Origin of the sequence: Methylobacterium oxalidis, from assembly GCF_007992195.1 — a bacterium.
Taxonomy (GTDB): domain Bacteria; phylum Pseudomonadota; class Alphaproteobacteria; order Rhizobiales; family Beijerinckiaceae; genus Methylobacterium; species Methylobacterium oxalidis.
Map to the genome: position 1 here is coordinate 1 of NZ_BJZU01000205.1, position 5,133 is coordinate 5,133.

General features: G+C 63.3%; 5 protein-coding genes. 3 read left to right on the forward strand and 2 right to left on the reverse strand.

The window, feature by feature from the left end; genetic code table 11:
• Window positions 1–145: 145 nt before the first annotated feature.
• Window positions 146–415, reverse strand: a complete 270-nt coding sequence (locus MOX02_RS32555) for a hypothetical protein (RefSeq protein WP_147029293.1) — start codon at window positions 413–415, stop codon at window positions 146–148.
• A 214-nt stretch (window positions 416–629) separates the two neighbouring features.
• On the opposite strand from MOX02_RS32555, the gene MOX02_RS29260 reads away from it, so the two are divergent.
• The 3 genes from MOX02_RS29260 to MOX02_RS29275 all read left to right on the forward strand — a co-directional run bounded on the left by MOX02_RS29260 (window position 630) and on the right by MOX02_RS29275 (window position 4,327).
• The gene (locus tag MOX02_RS29260) at window positions 630–1,049 is read left to right on the forward strand and encodes a ribbon-helix-helix domain-containing protein (protein ID WP_147029294.1); all 420 of its coding nucleotides are present in this window, start codon (window positions 630–632) and stop codon (window positions 1,047–1,049) included.
• Window positions 1,050–1,123: 74 nt separating this feature from the next.
• Complete coding sequence (locus tag MOX02_RS29265) at window positions 1,124–2,383, forward strand: extracellular catalytic domain type 1 short-chain-length polyhydroxyalkanoate depolymerase (RefSeq protein WP_147029295.1); 1,260 nt, start codon at window positions 1,124–1,126, stop codon at window positions 2,381–2,383.
• A 513-nt stretch (window positions 2,384–2,896) separates the two neighbouring features.
• On the forward strand, window positions 2,897–4,327 hold the full coding sequence (locus MOX02_RS29275; RefSeq protein WP_210250423.1) for an amidase family protein: 1,431 nt from the start codon (window positions 2,897–2,899) through the stop codon (window positions 4,325–4,327).
• Window positions 4,328–4,574: 247 nt separating this feature from the next.
• Here the strand turns inward: MOX02_RS29275 and MOX02_RS29280 are convergent.
• Window positions 4,575–5,133, reverse strand: a 559-nt coding sequence (locus MOX02_RS29280) for a TCP-1/cpn60 chaperonin family protein (RefSeq protein WP_280525371.1), incomplete at its 5' end; no start/stop codon positions are given.

The window sequence follows — 5,133 nt, forward strand, 5'->3', positions numbered from 1 at the left end:
AGTAGCCTGCACGACGGCATATACACCGCCCGGAAGGAGAGTCCCTCCGCTCGATCATGCCGGCGGGCGCCTTTTGCGAAGCCAGCAAGCATTCACAACAGAGGTGAGAAGAGCCCGACCACTAACGCGGCCGGGCGAGAGTTGCTTAGCGGTCGCGGCGCTCGCGGACAGTCGTGCGCTCCTCGTGCCGCTCGATGCGCTCCCTGCGCGGCTCCGGATCAACGCCGAGCGCGCCACCGACAGTGCCTGTGGCTGCGCCCACGGCTCCACCAACCACGCCGCCCACTGGCCCAGCTGCGCGGTTGCCGTCCTCGGCACCACGCTCAGCCCCCCGAACAGTGCCTTGTGCTTGAGCCGATCCAGCTACGGCGACAGCAGATAGAAGGAGAGTTGCAGTGAGGAGTGCGCTCTTCATGGAAGATCCCTCGGGTTCGTTGCGGCGGCTTCCCGCCGCAGCTGGCAAGCCAGCCGGCTGAGATCTCGGTCAACGTTTCGCGTGCTGAAAAGGCTGCAGCCGGCCCAAGGCCTCATACTCGATGCCCCGCGAGCACCTTTCTCAAGGGCCTTGCAGTCCGCCTTCTCCTCACCATCTACAGGCCATCCGGCGGGATGGTGTGTGGAGTTTTGAGATGGCGAGCAACATACAGGAGCTGCGGCCAAAGGGTGCTGACAGCGAGAAGATCACCGTCAATCTGGGCTTCGTCGATCTCGGTCGCGTGGACCTGATGGTGCGCGACGGCTTCTACGCCAACCGCGCCGACTTCATCCGCACAGCTGTGCGCAACCAGCTTGAACGGCAGGACGAGGCCGTCCGCCAATCGGTGGCTCGGCGCCAGCTCAGCCTCGGCCTAACGCATTACACGCGGCAGGATCTGGAGGCGGCTCGGGACGCAGGAGCGCCGCTTCACATTCAAGTTCTCGGTCTCGCGAGCATTGCCGAGGATGTCACCCCGGAGCTCGCCCGGGCTTCCATCGCCTCGGTTGAGGTTCTCGGAGCTTTTCAGGCGAGCCCGGCGGTGAAGGCCGCACTCGCCGACCGCACAGCCTGAACCTCAGACCTGTCCATCCACTGCAAGACCACGCGCACGCCTGCTTCGGCTTGGGCGAATGAAGGATCATGACCATGAACGCGTTCAGCAAGATCGATATGGGCGAGGTGACCCGCCTCACACGGGCCGGCAAACTCACTGAAGCCATGGCGCTGCTTCAGGGCCGCGCCGTCCCCGGCACGACTCACGACGGGCAGGACAGCGAGGCGCACAAAGGGGGTTGGAGTGCCAAGCGCTCAGGGCCGACGATCGACATGGTCGCTCCCTTAGCCCCGGGCGGCGCTTGGACGGCAGCCGGTCACGGGTGGGCACAGGCCGCCAGGGCATCAGCGCCTCGCCAGCAGTCCGCGGGTTTCCCTGATCTCACCGAGACGATGCAGGCGTTCCGCGGCCGCCTCGCTGAATCGGGCTCGTTACCTGGTCTCGGCGATGGCCTCCGCGCCAAGCGGCACACATCGGTTTCGGTGCCGGACGGTGCGCGCTTCGAGGAACGGACCTTCTCGAGCGATGCGGGAGGCCGCAGCTATAAGGTGTTCGTCCCCAGTGGCTACACCGGCCAGGCGCTTCCAGTCGTGGTCATGCTGCACGGCTGCACCCAGGACCCGGACGATTTCGCTGCCGGCACACGGATGAACGATCTGGCCGAGGAGCAGACGTTCCTCGTCGTGTATCCGCGTCAGCCCCAGTCAGCCAACATGCAGAAGTGCTGGAACTGGTTCAATGCTGGTGACCAGCGGCGTGAGGGCGGAGAGCCCTCGCTGATTGCTGGCATTGCACTTGCTGTTGCCGATGAATTCTCGGCCGACCGAACGCGCATTTACGTGGCTGGTCTCTCGGCGGGCGGCGCCGCGGCTGCCATCATGGCAGCCACCTATCCGGATCTGTTCGCCGCTGTTGGCATCCATTCTGGGCTTGCCTGCGGTGCGGCCAAGGACATGCCGTCAGCCTTCGCCGCGATGAGTGGAGGCGGTGCCGTCCAACCAAGAGGAAGCGGGCCGTCGGTGCCGACCATTGTCTTTCACGGCGACAGCGATCGAACGGTCAACCCCATCAACGGCGATCAAGTGATCGCTCAGGCACAGCCGAAGGTGGCACTGAATACGAAAGTGACGTCCGGTAAGACGCCCGGGGGTATGACCTACACGCGCACCGTTCAAGCCGATGACAGCGGGCGTGATGTCCTTGAGCAGTGGCTGCTGCATGGCGCAGGCCACGCCTGGTCTGGGGGAAGCGTGGCCGGCTCCTACACGGATCCACTGGGTCCTGATGCCAGCCGAGAGATGATGCGCTTCTTCCTGGCGCACACGAACACATCGGCTGCGACCCGCCATTGAGCGCCATGTAAGGGTCTCAAGCTGAAGCTCGGGTAGGGGGCTGCAGCCACTGCCCGAGCATCGTCCGTCACGGCTGCATGTTGCCGCCGTGCACCGCAATGCCGATGGCTTTACGCTGTCCAATCAGCCCCATCAGGCGCTTGCCACGCGTGACTCCCGTGCAGAGCATCTCCGCCATCCCGCGAAGCTAGCATGCAGGCCACGATCCTCACCCTCCGCACGACTGGCGGCGCTGGGCACAAGCCGAGAGGACGCCTTGAAGTGCGGAACTAGCGGAAATCCGCGTTGCAAACTCTGCCCTTGCAGCCCTACGCTGCGAGGCAAGAGCATAATGAATGCGGTTCCGGGGGCGGGCTGGCCTTGAAGGAGCCATCTGTCATGCGAGCTATATTTCGTAGTCGCTTCAGTGTCGCCGCTGGTCTCGCCTTGAGTTTGCATGCTTATCACGCCTCGGCACAAAGCGGACCAGCATTAAAATTGCAAGAGGCGACTGTTGCGGATGTCCAGTCTGCGATGAAAGACGGCAAACTGACTGCGCGTCAGCTCGTCGATTTCTATCTCGCGAGGATCGACGCCTACGACAAGAAAGGCCCGGCGCTTAACGCCGTCATTCTCATTAACCCGAGAGCGCGTGAGATTGCGGACGAGTTGGACGCAAAGCTCAAGGCCTCAGGTCCCATCGGTCCACTTCATGGCGTTCCTGTCCTTCTCAAAGACAACACCAACACTGCCGACATGCCGACCACAGGCGGTTCATTGAGCCTTGAGGGCTACGTGCCGCCCGAGGATGCGACCATCGTCAAGAAGATGAAGGCGGCAGGCGCGATCATCATCGCTAAGACCAACCTCCATGAGTTCGCCGTATGGGGTGAGACCATCAGCTCACTCGGCGGACAGACGCGCAATCCCTACGATCTTACCCGGACGCCGGGCGGCTCCAGTGGCGGCACGGGCGCGGGTCTCGCAGCCAACTTCGGTCTGGTCGGCATCGGCACCGACACCATCAATTCGATCCGCTCACCTGCCTCGGCCAACAGCCTCGTCGGCATCCGGCCGACGGTAGGATTGGTCAGCCGCACCGGCATCATTCCATACTCCTTTGTGCAGGACGCCGCCGGCCCTCTCGCGCGCACCCTGACAGATGCCGTCAAGACGTTGAACGTGTTGGTGGGCTACGACGCTGGCGACCCCGCAACTGCCTGGAATGTCGGCCATGTCGAGGAAGACTACACCACGTTCTTGAAGGCGGACGGTCTGAAAGGGGCTCGCATCGGCATCGTAGAGACGCTGTTCGGCAAAGAGCCCGTGCACCAGGACGTTAATAACGTCACGCGGGAAGCTATTCGCCGCATGGAGGAGGCCGGAGCGACGATGGTGTCAATCCGCGATCCCATGCTCGACACCAACAAACTGGTGTCCGGGGTCAGCGTGCATCTTTATGACCTCAAGCCTGACCTGAACAGCTACCTGTCCGATCCGAAGGCCAACGCGCCGGTCAAGTCATTGGAGGAGATCATCGCCTCGGGTAAGTTCTCGCCGAACATCGGCGATGAGATCCGGAAGTCGCAAGGGCTCGACCGGGACGGTGCCGAATACAAGGACCGCCTCTTCAAGCGGGCAAAGCTACGCGATCGCGTGATGCAGATCATGGCCGAGAACCAGCTCGACGCCTTGGTCTACCCCCACCAACAGCGCCTGGTCGTGCCGATCGGAGCACGCCAAGTAGAGCGCAATGGCATCCTGGGTTCCGCCACGGGCTTCCCGGCGATCACCGTGCCAGGCGGCTTTTCTCCGCCCAGTGAGAGCGCGCCGATTGGCGTTCCGGTTGGAGTCGAGCTTCTGGGCCGTCCGTGGGACGAGGCAACACTGATCCGGCTGGCCTACAGCTTCGAACAGGCCACAAAATTTCGCCGGCCGCCTGAAAGCACCCCTCCTATTCAATAGGTGTATCGTTCTCCTTCTCTAAAGCGCGGGATATCGGTGCCGGAAACCCGCGGCCTTCTGTGAATTGGGTTTCGCCGGCCCAGGCGAGCGGGATCCAAGGATGTGCTTCGGGTTAGGTAAGCCCAAGGTTCATGCCTTTTGGCTGCCGCGCGGTTCTCTGGGACTTCGTGCTCCTTTGAGCTGACCAAGAAGCGGAAAACAAAAAGGGCCGCCCGGAGGCGGCCCTCGTTGCAATTGGTGGGGTGGCTCAGAAATCCATGCCGCCCATGCCGCCCATGCCGCCGCCGCCTGGCATTGGCTGGGGGCTCTCCTTCTTTGGAGCGTCGGCAACCATTGCCTCAGTGGTGACCAGGAGGCCGGCGACAGAGGCCGCGTCCTGGAGAGCGGTGCGCACGACCTTCACTGGATCGACTATCCCGGCTTCGATCATGTCAACGTATTGCTCAGTCTGAGCATCGAAGCCAAAAGTCGCAGAGCTGTTGTCGGTGACTTTCCCGACGACGATCGAGCCCTCGACACCCGCGTTCTCAGCAATCTGACGGATCGGGGCCTCGAGCGCCTTGAGGACGATCTTGATGCCGGCCGCGACGTCGGCGTTGTCGCTCTTCAGCCCCTGCGCGGCAGCTCTGGCGCGTAGTAGGGCCGTGCCGCCGCCGGGGACGATGCCTTCCTCGACCGCCGCGCGGGTGGCGTGCATGGCATCCTCTACCCGGTCCTTCTTCTCCTTGACTTCGACTTCCGTGGAGCCGCCGACGCGGATCACCGCGACGCCGCCCGCGAGCTTGGCCAGCCGCTCCTGCAGCTTC

Coding starts and splice junctions, on each gene's coding strand:
- MOX02_RS29260 (WP_147029294.1), top strand. CDS start 630: ATGGCGAGCAACATACAGGAGCTGCGGCCAAAGGGTGCTGACAGCGAG.
- MOX02_RS32555 (WP_147029293.1), bottom strand. CDS start 415: ATGAAGAGCGCACTCCTCACTGCAACTCTCCTTCTATCTGCTGTCGCC.
- MOX02_RS29275 (WP_210250423.1), top strand. CDS start 2,897: ATGAAAGACGGCAAACTGACTGCGCGTCAGCTCGTCGATTTCTATCTC.
- MOX02_RS29265 (WP_147029295.1), top strand. CDS start 1,124: ATGAACGCGTTCAGCAAGATCGATATGGGCGAGGTGACCCGCCTCACA.